The organism is Chitinophaga silvatica, assembly GCF_003419895.1.
Lineage (GTDB): Bacteria > Bacteroidota > Bacteroidia > Chitinophagales > Chitinophagaceae > Chitinophaga > Chitinophaga silvatica.
Genome location: NZ_QPMM01000012.1, coordinates 268,516 through 294,465 on the forward strand (window position 1 = coordinate 268,516; position 25,950 = coordinate 294,465).

General features: G+C 41.1%; 22 protein-coding genes. 3 read left to right on the forward strand and 19 right to left on the reverse strand.

Annotated elements, in window-relative coordinates:
• Positions 1 to 43: 43 nt before the first annotated feature.
• From DVR12_RS22210 to DVR12_RS22230, 5 genes are all read right to left on the reverse strand, one after another.
• On the reverse strand, positions 44 to 1,150 hold the full coding sequence (locus DVR12_RS22210; protein WP_233522442.1) for a chorismate mutase: 1,107 nt from the start codon (positions 1,148 to 1,150) through the stop codon (positions 44 to 46).
• Between the two features lie 34 nt (positions 1,151 to 1,184).
• Positions 1,185 to 2,027 (reverse strand): prephenate dehydrogenase, encoded by an 843-nt coding sequence (locus DVR12_RS22215; protein WP_116978001.1) that lies wholly within the window; start codon positions 2,025 to 2,027, stop codon positions 1,185 to 1,187.
• Positions 2,024 to 3,187 (reverse strand): pyridoxal phosphate-dependent aminotransferase, encoded by a 1,164-nt coding sequence (locus tag DVR12_RS22220; RefSeq protein ID WP_116978002.1) that lies wholly within the window; start codon positions 3,185 to 3,187, stop codon positions 2,024 to 2,026. Before DVR12_RS22220 ends, DVR12_RS22215 begins: the two co-directional genes overlap by 4 nt.
• Before the next feature lie 11 nt (positions 3,188 to 3,198).
• Positions 3,199 to 4,023 (reverse strand): prephenate dehydratase, encoded by an 825-nt coding sequence (locus DVR12_RS22225; RefSeq protein ID WP_116978003.1) that lies wholly within the window; start codon positions 4,021 to 4,023, stop codon positions 3,199 to 3,201.
• Between the two features lie 540 nt (positions 4,024 to 4,563).
• On the reverse strand, positions 4,564 to 4,776 hold the full coding sequence (locus DVR12_RS22230; RefSeq protein WP_147323518.1) for a hypothetical protein: 213 nt from the start codon (positions 4,774 to 4,776) through the stop codon (positions 4,564 to 4,566).
• 130 nt (positions 4,777 to 4,906) lie between these two features.
• Between DVR12_RS22230 and DVR12_RS22235 the strand changes: the two genes are divergently transcribed.
• Both DVR12_RS22235 and DVR12_RS22240 read left to right on the forward strand, forming a co-directional pair.
• Positions 4,907 to 5,479 carry an RNA polymerase sigma factor gene (locus tag DVR12_RS22235; RefSeq protein ID WP_116978005.1) on the forward strand — a complete coding sequence of 191 codons (573 nt, stop codon included), beginning with the start codon at positions 4,907 to 4,909 and terminating at the stop codon, positions 5,477 to 5,479.
• A 12-nt stretch (positions 5,480 to 5,491) separates the two neighbouring features.
• Positions 5,492 to 6,586, forward strand: coding sequence for a S1C family serine protease (locus DVR12_RS22240; RefSeq protein WP_116978006.1), 1,095 nt, complete (start codon positions 5,492 to 5,494; stop codon positions 6,584 to 6,586).
• 452 nt (positions 6,587 to 7,038) lie between these two features.
• Here DVR12_RS22240 and DVR12_RS22245 read toward each other — a convergent pair whose 3' ends face one another.
• From DVR12_RS22245 to DVR12_RS22280, 8 genes are all read right to left on the reverse strand, one after another.
• Complete coding sequence (locus DVR12_RS22245; protein ID WP_116978007.1) at positions 7,039 to 7,755, reverse strand: carboxypeptidase-like regulatory domain-containing protein; 717 nt, start codon at positions 7,753 to 7,755, stop codon at positions 7,039 to 7,041.
• Between the two features lie 177 nt (positions 7,756 to 7,932).
• Positions 7,933 to 8,118 (reverse strand): CsbD family protein, encoded by a 186-nt coding sequence (locus tag DVR12_RS22250; RefSeq protein ID WP_116978008.1) that lies wholly within the window; start codon positions 8,116 to 8,118, stop codon positions 7,933 to 7,935.
• Between the two features lie 48 nt (positions 8,119 to 8,166).
• Complete coding sequence (locus DVR12_RS22255) at positions 8,167 to 9,129, reverse strand: aldose 1-epimerase (RefSeq protein ID WP_116978009.1); 963 nt, start codon at positions 9,127 to 9,129, stop codon at positions 8,167 to 8,169.
• A 161-nt stretch (positions 9,130 to 9,290) separates the two neighbouring features.
• Positions 9,291 to 10,619 carry a xylose isomerase gene (gene xylA / locus DVR12_RS22260; RefSeq protein ID WP_116978010.1) on the reverse strand — a complete coding sequence of 443 codons (1,329 nt, stop codon included), beginning with the start codon at positions 10,617 to 10,619 and terminating at the stop codon, positions 9,291 to 9,293.
• Between the two features lie 42 nt (positions 10,620 to 10,661).
• Positions 10,662 to 12,140 carry a xylulokinase gene (locus DVR12_RS22265; RefSeq protein WP_116978011.1) on the reverse strand — a complete coding sequence of 493 codons (1,479 nt, stop codon included), beginning with the start codon at positions 12,138 to 12,140 and terminating at the stop codon, positions 10,662 to 10,664.
• A gap of 104 nt (positions 12,141 to 12,244) precedes the next feature.
• Complete coding sequence (locus DVR12_RS22270; protein WP_116978012.1) at positions 12,245 to 13,930, reverse strand: sodium/sugar symporter; 1,686 nt, start codon at positions 13,928 to 13,930, stop codon at positions 12,245 to 12,247.
• A gap of 338 nt (positions 13,931 to 14,268) precedes the next feature.
• Positions 14,269 to 15,408: an NAD(P)/FAD-dependent oxidoreductase gene (locus DVR12_RS22275; RefSeq protein WP_116978013.1), complete on the reverse strand. Its 1,140-nt coding sequence runs from the start codon at positions 15,406 to 15,408 to the stop codon at positions 14,269 to 14,271.
• Between the two features lie 9 nt (positions 15,409 to 15,417).
• Positions 15,418 to 16,218 carry an SDR family NAD(P)-dependent oxidoreductase gene (locus DVR12_RS22280; RefSeq protein ID WP_116978014.1) on the reverse strand — a complete coding sequence of 267 codons (801 nt, stop codon included), beginning with the start codon at positions 16,216 to 16,218 and terminating at the stop codon, positions 15,418 to 15,420.
• 56 nt (positions 16,219 to 16,274) lie between these two features.
• Here DVR12_RS22280 and DVR12_RS22285 point away from each other — a divergent pair, with 56 nt between their 5' ends.
• Positions 16,275 to 17,435 (forward strand): helix-turn-helix domain-containing protein, encoded by a 1,161-nt coding sequence (locus tag DVR12_RS22285; RefSeq protein WP_199417175.1) that lies wholly within the window; start codon positions 16,275 to 16,277, stop codon positions 17,433 to 17,435.
• A 556-nt stretch (positions 17,436 to 17,991) separates the two neighbouring features.
• Here DVR12_RS22285 and ilvA read toward each other — a convergent pair.
• The 6 genes from ilvA to DVR12_RS22325 form a co-directional block, all read right to left on the reverse strand.
• The gene (gene ilvA / locus DVR12_RS22295; protein WP_116978015.1) at positions 17,992 to 19,248 is read right to left on the reverse strand and encodes a threonine ammonia-lyase IlvA; all 1,257 of its coding nucleotides are present in this window, start codon (positions 19,246 to 19,248) and stop codon (positions 17,992 to 17,994) included.
• A 164-nt stretch (positions 19,249 to 19,412) separates the two neighbouring features.
• Entirely contained in the window at positions 19,413 to 20,456 is a 1,044-nt protein-coding gene (ilvC, locus tag DVR12_RS22300; protein WP_116978016.1) for a ketol-acid reductoisomerase, read from the reverse strand.
• Between the two features lie 80 nt (positions 20,457 to 20,536).
• Complete coding sequence (gene ilvN / locus DVR12_RS22305) at positions 20,537 to 21,073, reverse strand: acetolactate synthase small subunit (protein WP_116978017.1); 537 nt, start codon at positions 21,071 to 21,073, stop codon at positions 20,537 to 20,539.
• A gap of 39 nt (positions 21,074 to 21,112) precedes the next feature.
• Positions 21,113 to 22,861 (reverse strand): biosynthetic-type acetolactate synthase large subunit, encoded by a 1,749-nt coding sequence (gene ilvB / locus DVR12_RS22310; protein WP_317126775.1) that lies wholly within the window; start codon positions 22,859 to 22,861, stop codon positions 21,113 to 21,115.
• Entirely contained in the window at positions 22,827 to 24,506 is a 1,680-nt protein-coding gene (gene ilvD, locus DVR12_RS22315; RefSeq protein WP_116978018.1) for a dihydroxy-acid dehydratase, read from the reverse strand. Before ilvD ends, ilvB begins: the two co-directional genes overlap by 35 nt.
• Positions 24,507 to 24,783: 277 nt before the next feature.
• Positions 24,784 to 25,674 (reverse strand): branched-chain amino acid transaminase, encoded by an 891-nt coding sequence (locus DVR12_RS22325; protein ID WP_116978020.1) that lies wholly within the window; start codon positions 25,672 to 25,674, stop codon positions 24,784 to 24,786.
• Between the last annotated feature and the right edge of the window lie 276 nt (positions 25,675 to 25,950).

Below are 25,950 nucleotides of genomic sequence, written 5' to 3' on the forward strand. Positions count from 1 at the left end.
GGCGGTACAGCAACCTGTTGCTGCTGGTAAAAGCAGATAAAAACTACTTATTATCTTCGTTCATCACTTTGTTCTGACGGTTGATAGATTCCAGATGCACAGCATCGAAATATTTCAGGATAAATTCTTTGGTCAGACCCAGTTTTTCACCTTTAGCGATGTTGCGTTCCAGGATTTCGTTCCAACGGTTAGTTTGCAAGATAGTGATGTTGTTTTCTTTCTTGTACATACCAATCTTTTCAGCAATCTTCATACGATTACCAAGCAACAGCATAATTTCATCATCTACCTGGTTGATTTGCGAACGCAGTTTTTCCAGTGCAGTGTTGAAATCATTTTTATCACTATGTTCTCTTCTCCATACGATACCATCTAACAATCCTGCTAATTTTTCAGGAGTGATTTGTTGTTTGGCATCGCTCCATGCGTTGTCCGGATCTACGTGTGTTTCGAGCATCAGACCATCGTAATCCAGGTCGATCGCTTCCTGAGAAACTTCCTGCAGAATATCGCGGCGGCCGGAGATATGGCTAGGATCGCAGATCATAGGCAATTCAGGCATACGGCGTTTCAGTTCAATAGCCAGGTGCCACATTGGAGCATTACGGTATTGAGTATTGCCATAGCTGGAGAAACCACGGTGAATAAGACCTACTTTAGAGATACCAGCTTTTTGAATTCTTTCAACCGCACCAATCCAGAGTTCCAGATCAGGATTGATAGGATTCTTAATTAAAATAGTAGTATCCACACCTTTCAGTGCATCAGCAACTTCCTGAACAGAGAAAGGGTTTACAGTAGTACGGGCACCAACCCAGAGGATATCTACACCGAAGTGTAAAGCATCTTCCACTTGTTTTGCAGTTGCCACTTCTACTGCCAGCGGTAAACCGGTGAGCTCACGGGCTTTTTGTAACCACGCTAAACCCTTAGTACCGATACCTTCGAAAGAACCCGGGCGGGTACGAGGTTTCCAGATACCAGCGCGTAAAACATCTACTTTACCGGTTTTTTGTAATGCAAGGGCAGTTGCCAACACTTGTTCTTCAGTTTCAGCGCTGCAAGGACCTGAGATGATCAACGGCTTTTTATCAGAAGACGGATCGGAGAATTTGGTTTTGGATAAAATTTGTTCCATTGTCTGTACCATAGTATTGAAGTTAAGGAGATTATTAGAATTTGAGTTATTTAAGAATCTTTCTGATTTTATTTGATTTCTGAATCAGCTTGTAGAAGGTATCGTAATCTTCTTCTTCCAAAAGCGTTTTCATTTGTTGAAGCTGACTGATATGTTCTTCTAAAACATCCAGCACATTATTCCGATTGTGTTTAAAGATCGGCACCCACATATCAGGGGAGCTTTTGGCCAGTCGCACGGTTGATTCGAAACCACCGCTTGCCAGTTCGAAGATCCTGCCGGATTCCTTCTCTTTCTTTAACACGGTTAAAGCCAGTGCAAAAGAGGTGATATGAGAGATATGTGATACATAGGCAGTATGCAGATCATGTTCCTGGCCGTTCATGTAAACGGTTTTCATCTGCAGGCTATCTACCATATTCTCTACCATTTCCAGCGCATCTTCATCACTGTTTTTCACATCACAAAGCACCATTGTTTTGTTAGTGAATAAATTTCTTACAGCAGCATCAGGGCCGGAATACTCGGTGCCGGCCATCGGGTGAGCCGCCACAAATCGACCTCTGTTTGGATGACCGGCAACGAGTTGTAATATTTTTTCTTTAGTTGAGCCTACATCCATAATAACCTGTCCTGGTTTCACTTTATCCATAATAGCAGGTAAAGTTTTCAACAGGGCATCTACAGGGATTGCGATGATGATTAAGTCGGAGCGTTCCATTGCCTGATCGAGCGAAACAGCTTCGTCGATAATATGCAGGTCGAGCGCCCGTTGCAGGTGTGCAGCATCCAGATCAACCCCTAAGATCTTCTCTGCTACACTCTTTTCTTTGAGGGTAATAGCGAGAGACCCACCAATTAAACCTGTTCCGATTATAGTAGCAATCATTTTACACTGGTTTTAATGCGTTGAATAGCTTCTGCAAAAACAGCAGCATCCTGACACAAACTTATTCTGATATATCCGTTACCGTTACTACCGAAGATACCACCCGGAGTAATGAATACACGGGCTTTTTGTAGCACTTCATCAGCCAGCAGGTATCCGTTTTCTATATTGGCTGGTATTTTAGCCCACACGAACATTCCAACCTGATCGGTGCTGTACTGGCATTCTAACAGGTCCAGTAATTCGAACACTTTAGAACGTCTTGCCCTATAAACAGCATTTAATTCATCATACCATTCCTTACCCAGCTCAAGTGCTTTAACAGCGGCCATCTGCATGGGCTGAAACATACCTGAATCCATATTGCTTTTGAAGCGTAATACTTCATTGATACGGTCAGCATCGCCAACCAGCATTCCGATACGCCAGCCGGCCATATTGGATGATTTGCTCAGGGAATTGAGTTCAAGTACAACGTCTTTAGCTCCTTCCACCTGTAACAGACTTTCGGGCTGATCGTTCAGGATAAAGCTATAAGGATTATCATGGCAAATCAGGATCTGATGTTGCTTTGCGAATGCAATCAATTTCTTTGCGAATTCCTTATTCACTTTTGCACCGGTAGGCATATGCGGATAGTTGACCCACATCAGTTTCACCTTTGACAAATCTTTCTGAGCCAGTTCATCGAGGTTAGGTAACCAATCATTTTCTGCAGTCAGGTCGTAATCTACCACGGTAGCACCGCTGAGGCTAACAGCAGAGCGATAGGTAGGATAACCCGGATTAGGGATCAGTGCTTCATCACCTTCCTGCAGGTAGGTCATGCAGATGTGCATGATACCTTCTTTAGATCCGATGAGAGGCAGCACTTCAGTATCGGGGTTGAGCGTCACCTGATAGTAGCGCTGATACCAGTCGGCCATTGCTTTTCTGAGAGCAGGGATACCTTTATAGCCCTGGTAAGCGTGTGTATTAGGCAATGCTGCATTTTCGTGCAAAGCCTCAACAACAGAGGGGTGAGGAGGAAGGTCGGGGCTTCCGATACCCAGGTTTATTACCTTGGTACCATTCTTATTCATTTCCTCAATTTCTCTGAGTTTTTTACTGAAGTAATATTCTTCTGTTCCTTGTAACCTTTTAGCAACCTGTATCTGCATACAAATTATGATTAGTGAGTTTTACCTTTTTTATAGATTCCTAAAACTTTCAGATGATCAGTTAAAGGAGTAATTTTCTCAAGTGCTTTCTTAAAAGCAGCAGTATTATCGAATTCCATGTCGGCATGGAAGTAATAATTCCATTCTTTAGCCGGAATAGGAAAGGATTGAATTTTAGATAGATTGATACCGGAAGCGGCAATTTCAGTCAGTACTTTAGCGAGGCTACCTCTGTCGTGTGTTGTTTGGAAATAAACGGAGGCTTTGTTGGCATCTTCCGGAGTAGCGGCAGGGGTACGGGAAATGGCGAGGAATCTGGTGTAATTATTTTTGTTGGTATGGATATTAGGAGCGATGATATCGAGTTCAAAAATTTCGGCGGCCAGTTTACCAGCGATAGCGGCAGTACTTTTGAGTTTCTTTTGTCTGACGTGTTTAGCGCTCAGAGCGGTATCTTCAGTTTCCACGAGTTTGATATGCGGATGTTTCTCGAGGAAGTCCATACATTGGAGTAAAGCCATTGGATGAGAATGAACCTCTCTGATATCTTCCAGAGATTGGCCGGGTAATACCATCAGATGCTGGTTGATCTGGAGGTAAATTTCGCCGGTGATATGGAGTCCTGAATTTTTGATCAGGCTGTAGTTAGGTAAGATGCTGCCGGCGATAGAGTTTTCGATAGCCATGATACCTGCATCCACATCGGGTTGTTGTTTTACTTTTCTAACCAGTTCGGCGAAGGAGGCGCAGCATTCTATGTCGGTATTTTTACCGAAAAAGCCCTGAGCAGCAACCTGGTGAAAACATCCTTCAAACCCTTGTATGGCAATTTTCATGAGTAATGTAATTAATTTTATTTATTTATAGTTGCTGTAGCAACTAGCTTATAGAAACAAAAAGGGCCCCGATCTGGGACCCTTTTGCTTTTACTTTATATGTAAGTATATTATTGCAAACGAGTCCCCTGCTTCTTCGCATAAAAGAAGTAAGAGAAGTAATAAAAAAAGTAATTAGAATAATTTGCCATTAACATACCTGATAATTTAGATCATTAAAAAAGGCCTTCCGATTTCGGAAGGCCTTTTTGTAGTTTCTTTTATTTTATACAAACGACCTTCCTATTTCTGGTACCAGAAATAATAAAAGCCAAAAAAACCAAAAGTCGTTTGCGTAATCATATGCTTGTTTGATATAGAACAAAAGTACGGCACGATTTTAATTATGCAAGGGGGTCAATAAAAAAATACATAATTTTAAATCAGAAGGGTATTTTATTGAAAATTATTCAATAAAACTATAAACAGATAGTTTTTGGGGATAAAAAAAGCCGGCTCTAGTAAAAGAGACGGCTTTCTATAATTTTTCTAATCGAAAGATTAGTGGTGAGCAGCAGTAGTATCAGCTGGTTTAGCAGTAGTATCAACTTTAGCTAAAGAATCAGCTGGAGGAGCAACTTGTTGGGTAGCGCTATCGATTGGAGTAGATGAAACTGCAGTTGAATCACCACCTTCAGATTTACCACCACCGCAAGCTACTGCGAAAAGACCGAAAGAAAGAGCAAAGAAACCAATTTTAATTACGTTCTTCATGATACAATTATTTAGTTGTTTTTTGAATGATTTAACCTTTATACCTGAAACACTTAAAAGGTAACCCATACTTTTAAAAAATTTTTTTTCGGTACTTTGGGTTACCAAATGCCTAATAACCGTATTAATAGTGAAGCAGCATCAAGACATAACAAAAGACAGGGAATTACTGCTTGGATTGGCAAAAGGAGAGGATAAGTCGTTGGAAATCATTTACTCCGAAAATTTTCCGGTTGTATTAAGAATGATTCTCCAGCATAATGGCTCCGAAGATGACGCCAAAGATATTTTCCAGGAAGCAATTATCATATTGTACGAAAAGGTACAAAATGATGACTTTTCATTAAGCAGCCGGTTAAAAACATTTCTTTATTCTGTTTGCCGCCATCTGTGGTTGAAAAAAGCGCAGCGCAACTATAATATGTATAGTTTGTCTCAGGACCTGGAGGAGATTATTCCGGCAACAGAGGAAGTAGAAGCTCATCAAGCCAAAGACCAGGAATTCCGAATAATGGAAAGTGCCCTTCAAAATATGGGGCAACCTTGTCAGACGATTCTGGAAGATTATTACCTGCATAAGAAATCCATGCAGGAAATAGCGGAGAAGTTTGGATATACCAACGCCGAAAATGCCAAGAATCAAAAATATAAATGTCTGATGCGCCTGAAGAAGCTTTTTTTTGATAAATACAAAACATTATAAGCAGCAGCAGCCATGAAAGATGATATGATCTTATTGCATGAAATTGAGCGTTACCTGGAGGGGGAAATGAGCGAGGCGGAACGGATTGCTTTCGATGAACTGCGTCGTACCAACCCAATTATAGATCAGCAGGTTGCAGAACATCAACTGCTGTTACAACAGCTTGAACAATTTGGAAATAGGAAGAATCTGCAGGCCAAAATGGATGCAATTCATAATAATCTGGATATTCCACAACTCCGTAATCAGGCTCAGGCCGAAAATCAACTGGCAAAACGTTTGACTATCAGACGTCGTACCATTACCAACCTGGCCGCAGCTGCCTGCATAGCCCTGGTAACTTCATTGTCTACCATCGCTGTTATGCAGCACGAAGCTAAAAAGAAATCTACTGCTCAATACGAAGATGTAAGACGCGTACTGAATAACATACAACGTTCCCAAAATGTACTGATCAATGATTTTAACAATAAAAGACGTGCACCTGCCAATCCGGGTACCTATGGTGGTACTGGCTTCGCTGTAAGCGGTAACGGTTATATTGTTACTAATTGTCATGTAGTTGCAGGGGCCGATTCAGTATATGTACTAAATAATAAAGGTGAAGCATACAAAGCTGTTAGTGTTTTTGAAGATATTTCCAGTGATCTGGCTATCTTAAAAATAGCTGACTCTTCTTTTAAAGGCCAACCCCTGCCCTATTCTCTCAAATCACAGAACCTGAAGTTAGGTGAAGAAGTATTCACCCTGGGCTTTCCTCGTGATGAAGTAGTTTATGGCAAAGGATATATAAGCGCAAAAACCGGCTTTAATGGCGATACCACGGCTTACCAGGTATCTATCCCTGTAAATCCCGGAAATAGCGGTGCTCCATTGTTAGATAGTAAGGGAGAAGTTGTAGGTATCGTAACCGGCAAACAAACTACTTCCGATGGTATTGCTTTCGCTGTTAAATCAGCCCATTTAAAGCATTTACTGGACGAAATGCCAAAAGATAAACAAGTACGTAAAGATTTGTCTCACAAAAACCATCTTGAAGGTTTAAACCGGGTAGATCAGATAAAGAAGCTGGAAGAGTTTGTTTATATGATTAAAGTTTACAATTAAGACGAGTTAGTGATGCAGGTAAGTGAATAAAGGCAACTCTAAGCAAGACATATATTAAGTGTAAAAGGGCTGATCGTTTGATCAGCCCTTTTTATTTGGAATGAAGATTTCATGATTTAAAGATCTCTAATTGTTGGATTTATTTTTTGTGGCTGTAGGCAGGGCGGGGGCAAGCCCCGCCCCTACAGGGTTTCATCAATATTATATTTCCTTCTGGCAGGCAAATTTCATGTTAAAGTCAATCATTTAATTTCAATTCTATTAAGAATTGAATCTACAATATAGAAATCAACATTCGGTGAAATCCTGTAGGGGCGGGGCTTGCCCCCGCCCAGTCTACGGTAAAGGATGTTTGTCCACAATATAAAATATCTTCAACTTCCTTAACTTAATAGCATTAGGCTTGCCCAGCCCAGCTTACAGCAAATGGAATTTCATGAACCATAAGAAACCTATTTCTTCAACCAGGCTTTATACTTATCTGTAATCCAATATAACAATTCATTATTTTGGAGTGCCCGCATAGTATTATAATCAGGATAATTGTCTCTCATAAACAATTGTAATGAATCGCCATTCAAACCTGTTACCCGGCTTACTAACAATGGAGTAAAACGAGAGTCAATAAACTTCTCTTTTTCCATCTTCTCATAATTTTCCTTGAATTGTCTTTTTTGGCGTTCGCCTTTAGAGAATCGGGTAATTGGACTAAACACGATACCTGCGCCTTGAGGTGTATTACCACCTGCTAAGGGTTTATTAGGCAAATCGAGCAAATATCCATACCACTCACGACGGGCTAATGAGTCTTGCTGATATGGAGTAAGCTGAGAAGTAACCTCTACCTGTTTTAGAAATCTACCTTCAGGTTTCATTATCACATTGGTAGTTTGAGTGCCTGAAGCCTGGTTAATGATAACGGTATCTGGTAAATATCCAACGAATGTAATTACAATCCGATCATTTCTATCTCCCAAAATCTTATAAAAACCGCCCTGATCTGAAGATGCGCGTTTTCCTGAATTTAGATTAATGATACTGGCATAGGGTAATACAAGTTTATTGCTGTCTGAAATTACACCGGTTAAAGTAACCTGGGCAACAGCCAGCTTAGCAAATGTCATACAGAATATACCAACCAGAAAAATGGATCGAATAAAAGCCTTCATAAAGATGAGTAAGTTTAACTGCTAAACCAATCTATAAGTTACAACATATCAGTACAAACATTGTTTATATACTGATTAAGCACAAAGTAAAGCATTTGGACTGTTGTGAAAAAACAAAAAAATCCCCTTGTTTTTAACAAGAGGATTTTGATATATAAAATTTCAGGTTAGACGCGACTAAGCAGATTTTAACAGGCTGATAATTTCATCTCTGGTTTTACCCAATTTCTGCTGTAGTTTACCTATCAGCTTATCTTCCTGCCCTTCTTCAAACAAAAGGTCATCATCTGTAAGGTCGGCATATTTCTTTTTGAGAGCACCTTTTAACTCATTCCATTTTCCTTTAATTGATAAGGTATCCATAATTTAAGGTTTTATGGGTGAAACAATTAAGGGAGGAAAAGCCAAAGACTATGCCATGCCAGCTGTGATTTTTATCAAGGTATCAAAAACCCGGCTTTCATTGACCGCCAACTTTACCAGTCCGATCCCATTATTAAAGGCATCAGGAGCGCCACTCAGGTTTTCTACGGCCATGCTCATACGATGTGGTGGTATATAGATTTGTAGAATAGGATAATGATTACCCGGATAGAAACTTATGTTGATATTTTTCTTCGGATCGTAGATATTGGCCAGCGGCTGGCTTTTCGATTGATCAAGGATAAATGAGTTATCAAGCTCAATACCCTTGAGTTGTTTGCCATTCACAAAGTCGGTATACGGAAGCAATTTGCCGGTTGGCAACAGCTCCTCATTAAACTCCACTATTTCCTTTGAGGCAAATGTTAATACCCATTCATCAACAGGTGTACCTGTGGTAAAATATGGGTGCCACCCATCTACTACTGGTATAGCAGAGTTGCTTTTATTAACAATAACAGTACTTACTTTTAATTCGTTGTTGGGATATAACGTAAAAGCTGCCAGACATTCAAAGGCAAATGGATACCCCGAATCGGTAGCAGGATCATATTTGTACACTAAAGACACTGTAGCATGTTCGTTGCTGGCTTCCTGATGAGAAATAGTAAAAGGAAGATCATATAATAGTCCGTGGATTGCCTTACCCGGATTCAGGTTTTTCTGGATTTGATAAGATTTACCCTCCCAGGTGTATGTAGCATCCTTCATACGGCAGGCATATGGACTTAGCTTTACGCTTTTAAAGCTGCTTTTTAAATTGTCTTTTAAATCCTGAAGATCTTTATAACTGTCGATAAGGTTTAGAGTTTCTGCTCCCTGTCTGATTTTAAAAGCATGTAGCAATGCCCCAAAAGCAGGGATTACTTCAACCTGTGTACCGTTTTCCATATCGAGGAGCTCAATAATATCAAAGCCGTTCTCCTGACGTGAATGGATGCTAAATTTCATTGTCCGATTTTTTTGAGGTGGAAAAGTATAAAAAGTTTCACGCAAAGGAGGTAAGTTTTTTGAAGAAACATAAGATTGTTAATATAGAATAAGGATTAGTAATCTAAATTACTAATCCTTATGTTTCTTCAAAAAACTTACCTTCTTTGCGAGCAACTATATTAGATATTAGCGTTGATCAGATTCTCCAGCCATTCTTGTTTACCGCTGATTTGTTTAGGTTCTCCATTTTCAGCAGCGAAATTGCGGAGGTCTTCCAACGTTAGTTTACCAGTTTCAAAATCATGACCTTTACCACTGTCGAAAGAAGCGTAACGATCTTTACGGAATTGTTTGTAAGGTGTGTTGTTCAGCACTTTTTCCGCAACGATGGCAGCTCTTGCAAAAGTATCGATACCGCCGATATGAGCATGGAAGATATCTTCGAGGTCGGTAGAGTTACGACGGGTTTTAGCGTCGAAGTTTACTCCACCACCAGCTAAACCACCGGCATCAAGGATTACCAACATACTTTCGATAAGGTCGTTCAGGTTAGTTGGGAATTGATCGGTATCCCAACCATTCTGAGCATCACCACGGTTTGCATCGATGCTGCCTAACATGCCAGCATCAGCAGCTACCTGGAGTTCGTGTTGGAAAGTATGTCCGGCCAGGGTAGCGTGGTTTACTTCGATGTTTAGTTTAAAATCCTTATCCAGGCCAAAGTGGCGCAGGAAGCCGATTACAGTAGCAGAATCGTAGTCGTATTGATGTTTCGTAGGCTCGCAAGGTTTAGGTTCTATGAAGAAAGTACCTTTAAACCCTTGTTTGCGGGCATAATCACGAGCTATAGTGAGGAAACGGGCCAGGTGTTCCTGTTCGCGTTTCATATCGGTGTTCAACAAAGTCATATAACCTTCACGGCCACCCCAGAACACATAGTTTTCACCACCCAGTGCAATAGTTGCATCCAGAGAGTTTTTAACCTGTGCACCAGCATAGGCTACAGCAGCAAAATCCGGATTAGTGGAAGCACCGTTCATATAACGAGGGTTACTGAATACATTGGCAGTTCCCCACAGTAATTTAACGCCACTTGCTTTTTGCTTTTCTTTAGCATAGGCAACTATTTGTTGCATACGGCCTTCATATTCAGCAAGGTTAGCACCTTCATCTACCAGGTCAATATCATGGAAGCAATAGTATGGCAATCCCATTTTGGTAATGAATTCGAAAGCCGCATCCATTTTATCTTTAGCGCTTTGAACGGCATCTGATGCAGTAAGCCATGGGAAATGTTTGGTACCAGGGCCGAATGGATCGCCACCGGTTCCGCAGAAGGTATGCCAGTAAGACACAGCAAATCTGAACAGTTCTTTCATTGATTTACCAGCAATAATGCGATTCTCGTCATACCACTTATAGGCTAGTGGATTGTCTGACTGGGGGCCTTCAAATTTTATCTCGCCAATCCCTTTAAAATACTCTTTGTTACCTAATGTAATACTCATAACTAATGTGGGTTTAAAATGCTTTATACTAATCTGTTTCCGCTATTGGAGTAATTTACGAAGAGTTGTTACCCAATTCGCATAAATCTCCTGATATTGTTGATGGACGGATGCATCAGGTTCTATGACTGATAGGCATTCCATTCCATTGAACGCTTCGGTTTCATTTACATAACCGGCACCGATTGCGGCACCTCTGGCAGCACCCTGCGCCCCGTCGGTATTGTAAAGTTCAATTACCACATTAGCCGTATTGGCAAAAGCCTGGCGGAATAATGGGCTCAGGAACATATTGGCATTACCTGCTCTTACGCGTTTGATGTTGAGGTTCATTTGTGTCATGATATCCATACCGTAGTTCAGTCCGAATACGATTCCTTCCTGAACGGCTCTCATCATGAATGCGCGGTTATGTCTGTTGAAATCGAGGTTCTTAACGGTGGCACCCGGAGTTTTATTTTCCAGGATACGTTCGGCTCCATTACCGAAAGGGAATACCTGTAAGCCATTTGCACCGATTGGGGAAGTGGCGGCCAAGTCGTTCATTTCGGGATAGCTAATATCGCCAACCATGTTTTTCAACCAGCTATTTGCAATACCAGTTCCGTTTAAGCACATGAGCACACCATTTCTCGTATGTGCAGCATCGTTATTAACGTGAACAAAAGTATTTACACGACTTTGCGGGTCGAAATCATTTTTGTCATGCACCGCATATACTACACCAGAGGTACCCGCAGTGGTGGCGGCTTCCCCGGGTTGTAATACATTCAGGGAAAATGCGTTGTTTGGCTGATCACCGGCTCTGTAAGTAACCGGGGTTCCTGGCGCCAGGTTTAACGTTGCAGCAGCTGCAGCTGTTAAAGTGCCCTGGTGGCCAAAAGTAGGAACGATAGCCGACAACAGCTTTTCATCAATATCGTAATACTTTAATAATTCTTTATCTACTTCCTTTTTATTGAAATTCCAGAAAGTACCTTCCGATAAACCGGAAACAGTTGTACAAGCTTCTCCCGTAAGTTTCATGGCTATATAGTCGCCAGGGAGCATTATTTTATGAATTTTCTCATAAATGGCCGGTTCATTTTCCCTGATCCAGCGGAGCTTTGAAGCGGTGAAATTTCCAGGAGAATTTAGCAGGTTGCTTAAGCAATACTCTTCTCCCAACTTCTTAAACGCTGTATTCCCAATACCAACGGCACGGCTATCGCACCAGATAATGGATGGGCGAAGTACTTGCTGGTCTTTATCCACACAAACCAGACCATGCATCTGGTAAGCGATTCCGATTCCTTTGATCTGAGTAGGATCAACAGGATAACGTTTCAACAACAGTGCGGTTGCATTTACTACCTCTTTCCACCAGTTTTCTGGTTGTTGTTCGGCCCAATCGGCATGTGGCACCTCTATGGCCATCTCTTTTTCGGGAGAAGTAGCAGAAGCTACTCCAACACCGGTTTCGGCATTAAGCAATGCTGCCTTAACAGAGGATGAACCAATATCATAACCTATAAAGTACATATAACGTGAAAAATTAGCAATCTAAAATTGGCACCGGATATTTCGTTGCCTTAAGATAAAGCAAGAAAATATCCGGTTGCCAAACTTACAAATAAATCAATCTACTACCAGAAAACAGTATATAAAGCAATCAGGATTCCTGTGATCAGCAATGCGCCAACAGTGAAACCAAGATTGGGTTTAAACATACCGGCATCGATAGCCAGACCTTTAGGATTGTTAACACTTGCTTTATCTGATACGGAAATGATTACCATTCCCAGTACACAAATCACAAACACAATACCCATACGATCTATAAACGGAATTTCATACAATTTGCTATCACCGTTAAGCGCGCTGAATCCGATCTGAGACAATGGCTGAAGATCTACCCAATTCGGCAGAAATTTCAGCGCAAATGACATCAGCAAACCTCCGATCATCGCAAACATAGCTGCACTGGAGGTAGTACGTTTCCAGAAGAAGCCCAGCGCAAACATGGCAAATACACCAGGAGATACAAAGCCGGTATATTCCTGAATGAACTGGAAACCACCTTTTTTGTCGATACCCAGGAAGTTGGAGATCACAATTGCAATTACCATTGTGATAACTACGACTGCACGACCTACTCCTACGATCTTTTTCTCGTCGGCATCTTTATTATAGATTTTCTTATAGATATCTAAAGAGAAAATAGTAGAAATACTATTTGCTTTACCGGCCAAAGAGGCCACTACGGCAGCGGTAAGAGCTGCAAAAGCTAGTCCTTTCAGTCCTGCCGGTAAAAGATTCAGTAATACCGGGTAAGCATTATCAGGATTTAGCGCATCTCCTTTGGTCATCGCTCTACCAAAATCATCGAAATTATTTGAATACAGTACATAAGCTGCAATACCAGGTAATACAACGATGATAGGCATCAGGAGTTTCAGGAAACCAGCAAACAGTAATCCACTGCGCGCAGTTTTTAAGTCGGCACCCAAAGCACGTTGAGTAATGTATTGGTTACATCCCCAATAGTTCAGGTTTACGATCCACATCCCACCGATCAATACACTCAATCCGGGTAAATCGAGATAATGAGGATTGTCTTTCTTTAAGATCATGTGGAAATGATCACCTGCATGTTCTGTCATTAAAGAGAAACCTTTAAGAACTCCCGTGGTACCGAAATGGGAAGATACCAGTTCAAGTGCCAGGTAAGTGGTAGCTAAGCCACCCAGAATCAGGAAGAATACCTGAATAACATCTGTATATCCAATAACCTTCATACCTCCCAATGTGATGAGGATAGCAAAAAATGCCAGCATAATCATACAGAGATAGAAGTCGAGCCCGGAAATAGTAGATACCGCCAGTGCTCCCAGGAAGAGGATAGAAGTTAGATTTACCACAACATACAGGAGTAACCAGAAAACGGCCATGATAGTGGCTACTGTTTGGTTATACCTGCGCTCCAGGAACTGGGGCATTGTATAAATCTTGTTTTTCAGATAGATGGGCAGAAAAAATACAGCAACAACAATGAGAGTAGCAGCAGCCATCCATTCGTAGGTAGAAATAGCCAGACCCATGCTAAATCCGCTTCCCGACATTCCGATAAACTGCTCAGCAGAGATATTGGAAGCAATCAAAGAAGCACCGATAGCCCACCAGGTAAGGGAACCTTCCGCCAGGAAAAAGTCTTTCGAATCAGTTGTCGCCTTTTTCTTCTTGTGATAGATATAGTAACCATAACCGGCTACTATTACAAAGTATACCAGGAATACCAGGTAATCTAAGATGTGTAAGGATTTTGTTTGCATAACGTTCAAACGTGGTTATAAAAATTTTGGCGGATCAATATACGAATAAATGTAAAAAATACGCTTTCAAAGGAATAATTTAGATCTTAATGGCATCGGTAATCCAGCGGATCAAAACTATATATTTAAATAACATATCATAATCTATTAATTAAAATAGAAACAAATAGTACCCTTTTAATAGACAAAAGGTACCTATACAGTCATAAAAAATCTATTTTAGTAGTTGCCGTTAGCCCTGTGTGCGGAGGTTAGTGGGTATCTACCAAATGCCTTATCGTGGAAATAAAAAATAAATATATGGCACAGAATTGCACCATGCAAGTATTTGGAAAAAATTAACTGTTAAACGTCATGCCGGCAATCATTTCTCCCACCTTTGACCCGATGGCTACTCCCATTCCGCCCATTCTAACACCAACGATTACATTATCGGAATAGTGGTGAATAAGTGGTTGTTTGGTTTCACCAAAAGCCATTATGCCCGTCCACCTGTCGGCAATTGAAAAATTACGGCCCGGGAGAATTACTGTTTGTAGCAGGTGGTTTAACTCTTGTTGAATACGGTCGTTAAATCTGAATTCAGTGGAAGTTTCCCCTTCAAAATCCAATTGCCGCCCTCCTCCAAAAAGCACCCGGCCATCTATTTCCCTGAAGTAATAATACCCTTCCTCCATATGAAATACTCCTTTAAAAGGCAGATCAGGAATAGGATCAGTAATCAAAACTTGACCTCTTCCCGGCACAAGTGGTTCACTTGGGAGCAATTTTCGGGTAAATGCATTAGTACAAACCAGTACTTTCTTAGCAGAAAAAACAATTTCCTCTCTCATCAGGGCATCGTGAACAGCTACGCCTACACTGGTATTATAATCATTAATTTCAGTTACCTCACAACCTGTTTTAATCTCAATACCATTTCTAAGAGCCAGGTTAATCAGCGCCTTCATCATCTTGCCGGTATGAAGTTCACCTTCAAAATTATTGCTGATTAAGGCACTCACAGCTGGTTTATGAAACCCGAAAGAATCTATCAGGTAATCTACCCTGGTAAAGGCAGGCTGTCCGTCGAAAAGCTCATTTAATAATACGTTGACGGCCGATAACTGTTCCAGTGCTCCTTCCTCTTTTGTACCTATTAATTCGAAGCTACCATTTTCCTTATAGCCAATATTTTCATCACCTAATCGGCTTCTTAGTAACTGAAGCCCGGTTCTCCTTAAGTTTACCAGCTCCACAACCTGGGCAGGAGGCATTGTTTTCAAGTCTGCCAGGATTTCTGTGAGGCTACCAATACAGGCAAAACCAGCATTCTTTGTGCTGGCACCGGTAGGCAACATCCCTCTTTCCAAAACCAGTACACTACTTTGAGGTGCAAGGGTCTTCAAACTTAAAGCAGCAGATAACCCAACAATTCCGCTCCCTATAATGATATAATCGTAGTGTAAAAAGCTCGACTTCTCCCAATAACTGAGCATAAGTTAAAATTAAACTGATCCTACAGAGCCACCGTCAACTCTGAATATTGCGCCTGTAATAAATGATGCTTTTTCAGAAGCCAGGAAAGCAACGAGACTACCTACTTCCTCCGGAGTTCCGGGTCTGCCCAATACCTGATATGGTCTGTTCTCTTTCAGAAATGCTTTGGCAGCTTCCCGAAGCGATATTCCTTTCTCTTTGGCAATTCCTTCGAGCATATCATCTACCAAAGGGGTTTTAATAAAAGCCGGAGAAACAGTATTTACAAGGATATTATCCTTTCCATAGTTTTCGGCTAATGTTTTGGAATAGCTATTCAGGGCGGCTTTAGTAGCGTTGTAATGCCCCATATTCGGATCGGGTTGCTCACCATTTTCAGATGAGATATTGATAATTCTACCCCCACCCTGCTTTTTCAAATGAGGAATCACCATGCTTGTAAGAGCTACCAGTCCGAAGAAATTCACGTCAAAGATATTCCGCCACTGTTGCAGGGATATGGTTTCCAATGGACCGAAAGCATCGATCCCGCCGGCATTGTTGACCAGGATATCGATATGTCCATAACGGCTAATTGTTTCATGCACCAGCGCTTCCAGATCACTTTCCTTGGTCATATCGGCAGCAATAGCTGTTACTTCAACTTCGTGTAGTCGTAAGGTTGCCGCGGTATCTTCCAGTTCATCGATATTGCGTGCAGAAATAACCACTTTTGCGCCTTCCTTTGCCAATGCTTCAGCAATGCCTCTTCCGATGCCTTTACTGCCACCGGTTACGATAGCTACCTTATTTGTGAGATTTAGTTCCATGGTTTCAAGAATTACGGTTTAAGGTAGGAATTTTCTGCAGGGTAACAAACAGGCAGATGGATGAACTTCTTAATAATGGTTTACAAAAATGTCAATTATTAATAAATTTGTCAACTAAAAAATGTTATATTTATATTATAAATATTGAAATAAGGATGGAGATAAAAGAAGTATTTGCAGAACGCTTAAAATCGGCTCGCCTAATGAATGGTTATTCCTTACAGAAATTGGCGGATGCTATGGGAAACAGGTTAACCCGCCAGGCATTACATCGCTACGAGAAAGGAGAAGTTATTCCTGATGCAGAAAAGATTAATGCATTAAGCAAAGCTTTGAATGTGAGTGCAGATTATTTTTTCAGAACTACCAAAGTTGAGCTAAGCGATATTGAATATAGGAAACTAAACAAGATGCCACAAAAAGAAGTGGCTGTTATCCATGAAAAAACCAGGGAATATCTTTCCCGGTTTTTGGAATTGGAGGAAATTTTGGGGGTGGATGGCAAATTTAATAACCCATTGGCTGCAACCCCTGTTACATCATCATATACAGAGGTTAATAAGGCAGCAACCCTTCTAAGAGAAAAATGGGGATTGGGTAAAGTTTCAATTTGCAATGTTGTTGAGTTGCTGGAAGACAAAAATATAAAAGTTCTCAAACTGGCTATAGATGAAAATATAGATGGCCTTCAAACCTATGTAAATGGTTCTATTCCTGTTATTGCATATAATACAAAAAAGGGTGCGAAGTCCGACAGAATAAGATTTACATTACTTCATGAGTTAGCACATCTTTTGTTAAAATTTGATAAAACAGGTAAACAGAAGGAAATCTTATGCCATCAATTTGCGGGAGCTATGCTGCTACCCGATGAAACCATTAAAGCTGAATTAGGTTCTCATCGCAATAAACTTAGTATTCTGGAACTGGGAAATATTAAACAGCAATATGGAATTTCTATACAGGCGATAATAATGAGGGCCAATGATTGTGGAATTATTAATGATCATTATACCAAACAGTTTTTCTTTTTTTTAAAACAAATGAATTGGAAAATTGATGAACCTATAGAATATGAAGGCATTGAAGAAAGTAGTCGTTTTGAGCAATTACTGTTCAGAGCTTTAGTAGAAGGGCAAATATCAATATCTAAAGCGGCAGCTTTATGTAATCAATCCTTAGCGGAATTTAAAAAAATGTATGGCCCTTTGATCTAAATTCAAAAAGTTAACCCACCATATCTGTTCGAGAATGAAAATCAAAATTGCTATTACGGATGCTTGCATCTTTATAGATCTTTTTGATCTAAATCTGATTACACCGTTTTTCAATCTTGAAATTGAAATTCATACAACCTCTGCTGTATATTTTGAGCTGTATTCGGAACAGTAAAATATTTTGAAAGCCTATCAAAAAACAGACAGGCTTTCAATTCATATTCTTAGTGAGCAAGACTTTCTTGAAATTCATTCAACATCCTATCCTAAATCGTTATCTGAAACAGACAAATCTGTACTATTTGTTGCAAACAAACTAAATGCTTCTATCTTAAGTAGTGATAAAGTAGTTCGTAATTATGCAAAAATAATAATATTGAATATCATGGAATGATCTGGATCTTTGATAAAATGGTAGAAGCAAACTTCCTATCAGGAAGGGATGCGACTCAGAAACTAAATCAACTTATTGCAACAAACTTCACATTTCGTAACAATCAGCAACTACTAGAAGAAATTCAAAAACGATTAGAATATTGGTATAAATCACATCTAATTACACCAGATAACTAAACAGATTATCGTCTCTATTGATCTCAGTAAATTGAAAATTATATTTTTTAAGGTTATTGATCAGCTTATGGTAATCTTCTCTGTACTTTAATTCAATCCCTACCAGCGCGGGTCCTATCTCTTTATTATGTTTCTGCATATATTCGAACCTGGTGATATCATCGTTAGGTCCGAGTATATGATTTACAAATTCTTTCAGAGCGCCTGGTCGTTGTGCAAATCGTACAATAAAGTAATGTTTTAAGCCTTCGTAGAGTAAAGAGCGTTCTTTGATCTCCTGCATTCTGTCGATATCATTATTGCTACCACTTACAACGCAAACAACTTTTTTACCCTTAATCTGTTCGGCATAATCGTCGAGCACGGCTATTGATAAAGCGCCAGCAGGTTCTACGACAATAGCATCTTCATTATATAATCTGAGTATTGTTGAACATACCCTGCCTTCAGGTACTAAATGCATTGCATGCAGTACTTCCTTACAGATCTGAAAATTGAGTTTACCTACTGTTTTAACAGCTGCGCCATCTACAAAGCGTTCTATTTCCGAGAGGGTAACGGGTTCGCCAACTTCCAGGGCTTTTGTCATAGAAGGAGCACCTTCGGGTTCCACTCCAATAATTTTTGTATTAGGGCTATAGGTCTGAAAATAGGTACCTACCCCTGATGCCAGTCCCCCGCCTCCTACCGGAACGAATATATAGTCGATTCCTGGCAGGTCTTCCAGTATTTCTACGGCCACAGTACCTTGTCCTTCGATGATTTTTTCATTATCGAAAGGAGGGATGAAGGTCATGTTATTAGCTTGGGTAAAAGTTTGCGCTTCAGCGGCACAATCATCGAAAGTATCGCCAACAAGGCGAATTTCGATATTGCTTCCGCCAAACATATTAACCTGATTAACTTTTTGCTTTGGTGTGATAACCGGCATGAATACAACGCCTTTGATATTCAGAGCTTTGCAGGCATAAGCGAAGCCCTGGGCATGATTACCGGCACTGGCACAGGTAACACCTTTGGCCAGTACATCGGTAGATAAACTGCTGATAAGATTATAGGCTCCACGGAGTTTATAGGAGCGAACAATCTGCATATCTTCTCTTTTCAGATATACTTGGCAATTATACCTTCTGGAGAGGTTTGCATTATATGTTAATGGGGTTCGGTTTACGACGGGTTTCAATTTGACCGCCGCATCGAGTATATTCAAAGAATTGACACCGTTCTTCACTTGAGACATAACATCAATTTAAAAAACAAATGGCCATTCTATTCCGAATTACCGAAAAGATTGACAGGAGCATTTACTAATACAGCACTAAAGCTAATACTAATAAATCCTCTAGCCAATAATTTCAATAATTCGGAAATGAATAGCCATTGTAACTATTACTGTTAAATTAATTAAGCGTTAGGGCGCAGTTTACGTACTGCAGCACCAGCTTGCCACATTTCGCTTTCGCGAAGTTCTTTCAGTTCTTCGTTCAGCTTTTCGCGATAGTCGGCAGTGCTGTTTGAAGAGATAGAACGAGCAGCTTCATGACCTGCAGCAACACTTGCATACAATTCATCAAATACTGGTTGGGTAGCAGTTTTAAATTTCTTCCACCAGTCTAAAGCTCCGCGTTGAGCAGTAGTAGAGCAGTTTGCATACATCCAGTCCATACCATTTTCTGCAACCAGTGGCATGAGAGACTGAGTAAGTTCTTCTACTGTTTCGTTGAAAGCTTCGGAAGGAGAGTGACCATTTTTACGCAGGGTTTCGTACTGAGCTGCGAAGATACCCTGGATACAGCCCATCAGAGAACCGCGTTCGCCGGTTAAGTCGGAGAATACTTCTTTCTTGAAATCTGTTTCGAACAGGTAACCAGAACCAACACCAATACCTAAAGCTACTACGCGTTCTTTAGCGCGGCCAGTTGCATCCTGGAAGATAGCAAAGCTAGAGTTCAGACCCTGACCAGCCAGGAACAGACGACGCAGAGAGGTACCAGAACCTTTAGGGGCAACCAGAATCACATCTACATCAGCAGGCGGAATAATACCAGTTTGTTCTTTATAAGTAATACCAAAACCGTGAGAGAAGTACAATGCCTTACCTGGAGTGAGGTGTTGTTTCAGTGTAGGCCATAAAGTAATCTGACCAGCATCTGATAACAGGAATTGAATAATGGTACCTTTTTGTGCAGCTTCTTCGATGTCGAATAATGTTTCACCAGGAACCCAGCCATCAGCTACTGCTTTATCCCAGGTTTTAGAATTTTTACGTTGTCCAACGATTACATTAAAGCCGTTGTCTTTCAAGTTCAGTGCCTGACCAGGGCCTTGTACCCCGTATCCAATAACCGCAATCACTTCGTTTTTCAGCACTTCCCTAGCTTTTTCCATAGGGAATTCTTCTCTGGTTACTACTTGCTCGAGTACTCCTCCAAAATTGATGGTTGCCATGTGTTGATTTTTTTGCTTTAGCTGCAAACAACCCTGTTAGCAGCGCGCGTGATTTGAATGAATAATGATTTATAATTTTCTTAGCTGATAGCAGCTTCTTTCTTTTGCAGATCTTTAAGATGTTCGTGGAATCGGCGGCTCCATTTAATGATAGCCACTCTTCCACTCTTTGTATACTCGATGAGTCCATATGGCTCGAGTACTTTGGTGAAATCTAACAGCTCCTGCTGATGACCGGTCTTTTCTATTACAAAATATTCAGAAGTAATAGTAAGAATCCTTGCCTGGTTTTCGCGGATCACTCGTTCAATATCTCCCTGCTCCAACGATTTAGTAGATATCTTATACAAAGCGAGCTCCTGATATACTACTTCATCTTCATCATGCACAAAGGCACGGTGAATTTCTATCAGTCTTTCTATTTGTCCGACTACTTTTTCCAGCTTTTCACGTGTAGACATCACCGTTATTACGAATTTATATACACCAGGTATTTCTGTTTCAGCAGTAGTAAGACTGGTGATATTAATTCCTCTACGGGTAAAAATGATGGTGATACGGTTGGTAATACCTATACGATCTTCCGTATATACCGTAACTGTATATTCTTTTTGCATATACCTCTGTTGTGAATTTCAAAATGATCAATAAAGATTCTACTCTAAGCGAATGGTCGACAGCGGAGCCCCGGCAGGAACCATTGGGAATACGTTGTCTTCTTTTTCTACCACTACTTCGAGTACATAAGCTCCGTCGTGTGCCAGCATTGCATCAATTGCTGCAGAGAGGTTATCACGTTCGGTAACTTTTTGCCCTGGGATGAAGAATCCTTTAGCAATTTGAATAAAGTCTGGATTGACCATTTCGGTAGATGAATAGCGCTTGTCGAAGAACAGTTGTTGCCATTGTCTTACCATTCCCAGGAAGTTATTATTCAGGATTACGATCTTCACTCCGATCTGAGACTGATAGATAGTACCCAATTCCTGTAAAGTCATCTGGAAACAGCCATCACCGATAACGCCTACTACAGTTTTATCCTGAGCACCTACTTTAGCACCCATAGCGGCAGGAAGGCAGAAGCCCATAGTTCCCATACCACCGGAAGTGATGTTGGTATTTGGATTTTTGAAACGGTAGTAACGGGAAGCCACCATTTGGTGCTGACCTACGTCTGTTACCAGAATAGCTTCGCGATTGGTTTTTTCGGAGATGAGGCGAACAACTTCAGCCATTTTCAGCTCCTGTTGTTTTGGATAGAGTTCTTTCTCCTGAACTTTTTCGTATTCCTTCTTTTCGGCTTTTCTGAATTCTTCCAGCCAGGCTTCATGACGGGCATTATTTACCAGTGGAAGTAATTCGCGTAAAGCTTCTTTGGCATCGGCATGAACCGGAACGTCGGCACGAATGATTTTATGGATTTCGGCAGCATCGATTTCGATGTGAATAACTTTGGCATTAGGCACATAGCAGCTAACGTCGCCGGTTACACGATCATCGAAGCGCATACCCACTGCAATAATTACATCGGCATCGCCGGTTAGCAGGTTAGGCGCATAGTTACCATGCATACCCAGTAAACCTACATACAGCGGGTGATCTACCGGTACGGAAGATAATCCCAGCAGTGTAGAACCGATTGGAATTTCAGCTTTCTCTGCCAGGTTAATCAATTCCTTTTCAGCACCTGAGAGCAGTACACCGTGTCCGCACAGGATGAAAGGTTTCTTTGCCTGGTTGATCAGTGCAGCAGCTTCGGCTACGGCAGATTTATTGAGTTCAGGCAGCGGTTGATAGCTGCGGATATATTCGCATTTTTTATGCTCATATTCGAATTCACCAAATTGCGCATTCTTGGTAATATCTACCAATACAGGGCCTGGGCGGCCGGTACGGGCGATATAGAATGCTTTTGCGATGGCAGCCGGAATATCTTCCGCGCGGGTTACCTGAATATTCCATTTAGTAATTGGCATGGTAATGCCGATTACATCTGTTTCCTGGAAGGCATCAGTACCTAAAAGAGCAGCAGCCACCTGACCGGTGATACATACAATCGGAGTACTATCCATGTAGGCATCCGCTAATCCGGTTACGAGATTGGTAGCACCCGGGCCGGAAGTTGCGAAAGCAACACCTACCTTGCCAGAACTACGGGCAAAGCCCTGAGCGGCGTGAGTGGCACCTTGTTCGTGCCTTACAAGTATATGGTGAACCTGATCTTGAAAATCGTAAAGTGCGTCGTAGATAGGCATAATAGCCCCACCAGGGTAGCCAAAGATAGTGTCTACACCTTCTGCTATCAGAGAGCGGATCACGGCTTCAGAACCTGTGATAGTTGGCTTGGCAGTTAACTGCTTATCAGTAATCTCAGGCTTCATCTGTAACACATCCTTCTGTTGCATTTTTAACAAGTTTTGCGTACTTAAATAAGATTCCATTAGATGCTTTCAATGCAGGTTGTGTCCAGGCGGCACGGCGTGCTGCCAGTTCTTCATCACTTAATTCTACATTGATGAAATTTTTGGTTGCATCTATTTCAATAATATCATTTTCTTTTACCAGGGCTATATTACCACCTTCAAAAGCTTCGGGAGTAATATGACCCACTACAAAGCCATGTGTTCCACCAGAGAAGCGGCCATCAGTAATCAAAGCAACACTTTTACCCAAACCGACACCCATAATCGCACTCGTAGGTTTCAACATCTCTGGCATGCCGGGAGCTCCTTTAGGGCCCACCTGGCGAATGACGACAACATCTCCTTCCTTCACTTTGCCTGAAGTGATTCCTGCGATCAGTTCATATTCTCCTTCAAAGATCCTTGCAGGGCCTCTGAATCGCTCGCCTTCCTTACCGGTGATCTTAGCAACAGCACCGCCGGTAGCCAGGTTTCCGTAAAGAATCTGAATATGACCTGTTTGTTTAATTGGTTGTTCGAGCGGCACAATGATGTCTTGTGATTCGAAATCCAGATCCGGAACTGATTCCAGATTTTCTGCAAGCGTTTTTCCTGTAACAGTTATGCAATCGCCATGCAGAAACCCTTTCTTTAACAGATACTTCATCACCAAAGGCACACCACCAATATTGTGCAGATCTTCCATCAGGTATTTACCACTTGGTTTCAGGTCTGCGATCAATGGAGTTTTATCGCTCACGCGTTGGAAATCATCGATAGTGAGATTCATTCCAACAGATTTTGCGATAGCAATGAAATGCAGTACAGCATTGGTACTTCCACCCATTGCTATGATTACCGTTAAAGCATTTTCAAATGCTTCCCTGGTCATAATATCACTTGGTTTGATATCTCTTGCCAACAGCAATTTGATATACTCACCAGCAGCAACACACTCGTCTCTTTTATCCTGACTCAATGCAGGGTTAGAAGAGCTATAAGGTAAGCTCATACCCAGTGCTTCGATAGCTGAAGACATAGTGTTGGCAGTGTACATACCACCGCAAGCACCGGCACCCGGACAAGCATTTTGTACAATACCTTTAAAGTCGCCCTCATCGAGCTTTCCAGCCATTCTCTGACCCAAAGCTTCAAAAGCAGAAACGATGTTCAGATCCTGACCTTTATATTTGCCCGGAGCGGTAGAACCGCCATAAACCATGATAGCAGGGCGGTTTAAACGACCCATAGCCATGAGGGAACCAGGCATATTTTTATCACAACCCGGAATAGCAATTACTCCGTCATAATATTGTGCTGCAACAACTGTTTCAATAGAATCAGCAATCAGATCACGGCTTACGAGAGAGAAGCGCATACCCGGAGTTCCGTTGGTCATACCATCACTTACTCCGATAGTATTGAAAATCAGGCCTACAAGATCATTTGCCCAAACACCTTTCTTTACTTCCTGAGCTAAATCGTTGAGGTGCATATTGCAAGGATTACCATCATAACCCATACTAACAATACCAACCTGCGCCTTATTCAAATCTGCTTCTGTTAAGCCGAGAGCATATAACTGAGCCTGTGTGGCAGGCTGAGTAGGATCTTGAGTGATCGTTTTGCTGTATTTGTTTAATTCCATTGCTTTATAATTATCAGGTTACCCTGTTTTACAATAACCCTATTTTAAAACTTCTGCACAAAATACCCGGTAGCGGCTTTAAATTCAAACCAAATATTTACTCATTAGCCGGTATTCAAATCTGTGCTTTTATCGATAAAACCCTTTACCAGAGGGAATACTTACCAACCCGATTTACAACATTCAAGGGTCAAAAGCTGCTGAGATAATTCTGAAATTCCTTTAAAATTATCATGAAAAACAGCCATTAAATCGCATTGTATTCTCACGGTGGCGGCTATACTAATTCTGAGGATCTTTCTACTACCCTGTTTTTGTAAGCCTGTTGCAACCTGTAGCCAACAGAACGCTCCCAGGTCTTAGGAAATTCATACTCATCCAGTGATTTCATTCCGGCAACTTCTGCTGCTGTACCACATAAAAATGCAGCATCAGCACTCTTCAAGTCATTGATAGTGAATTTCTTTTCTTCTAATGGAATATTTAATTCATTACATAATTCTATAAGAGTGGCCCGGGTAATACCAGGGAGTATATGACCCAATGGAGGCGTATATACTTTACCATCCTTTTCATAGAAGATGTTGGCGCCGGAAGCCTCGGCAACAAAGCCATTGATATCCAGCAATAAAGCTTCATCAAATCCTTTTTCTTTGGCTTCCTGCGTAGCGAGTATAGAGTTGATATACAAGCCGGAAGATTTTGATTCGATCATAAAAGCCTTAGGATTAGGGCGTTCGAAAGAGGAAGTCATAACCCTGAGCAGATCTTCACCTAAATAGGCCCCCCAGCCCCAGGCGGCAATCAGGATAGAGGAAGTTTCAGCAGGTTTTAGTGTCATTAAAGGAGGGCAAAACACCAGAGGTCTTATATATGCTTCATCCATACCGTTCATTTCCAATACTTTGTAACAAGCATCTATTAGTTCCTTGTTATCAAATTTGTAAGGGATATGAATTAATTCGCAGGAGCGTTTTAGTCGCTCAAAATGTTCATGGGCTTTGAATATGCGGACATCACCACTAACGGTTTTGTATGCACGAATACCTTCAAAAGCGGCATAGCCGTAGTGGAGTGACTGGCCATACAGATCTGTGGAAGCAGAGGAGGCTTTGGTAAACTCACCATCGAGGTAGATGATGGTTTGGTGGTTGTAGTAGCTGTTCATAAATGACGAATTAAGGCAAAAAAAAAGCCTTCCTCGTTGCGGAGGAAGGCTGTATATCAGGTTATTGTATGTACGTTAGCTATCCTCCATATTGGTTTCCAATAATGACAATAATAATAATCACGACGATAGCGAGGACTCCGTTGAGCCTTGCTATGATCTGATTAATATTATTTGCATTATTACCTTTCATTGGAGGTAGATGTGTTTTTACAAAAGTAAAGCTTAGAATTTAAGAAGCAAATTTTTTTTCTTTTATGAAAGAAGTGACTGTGT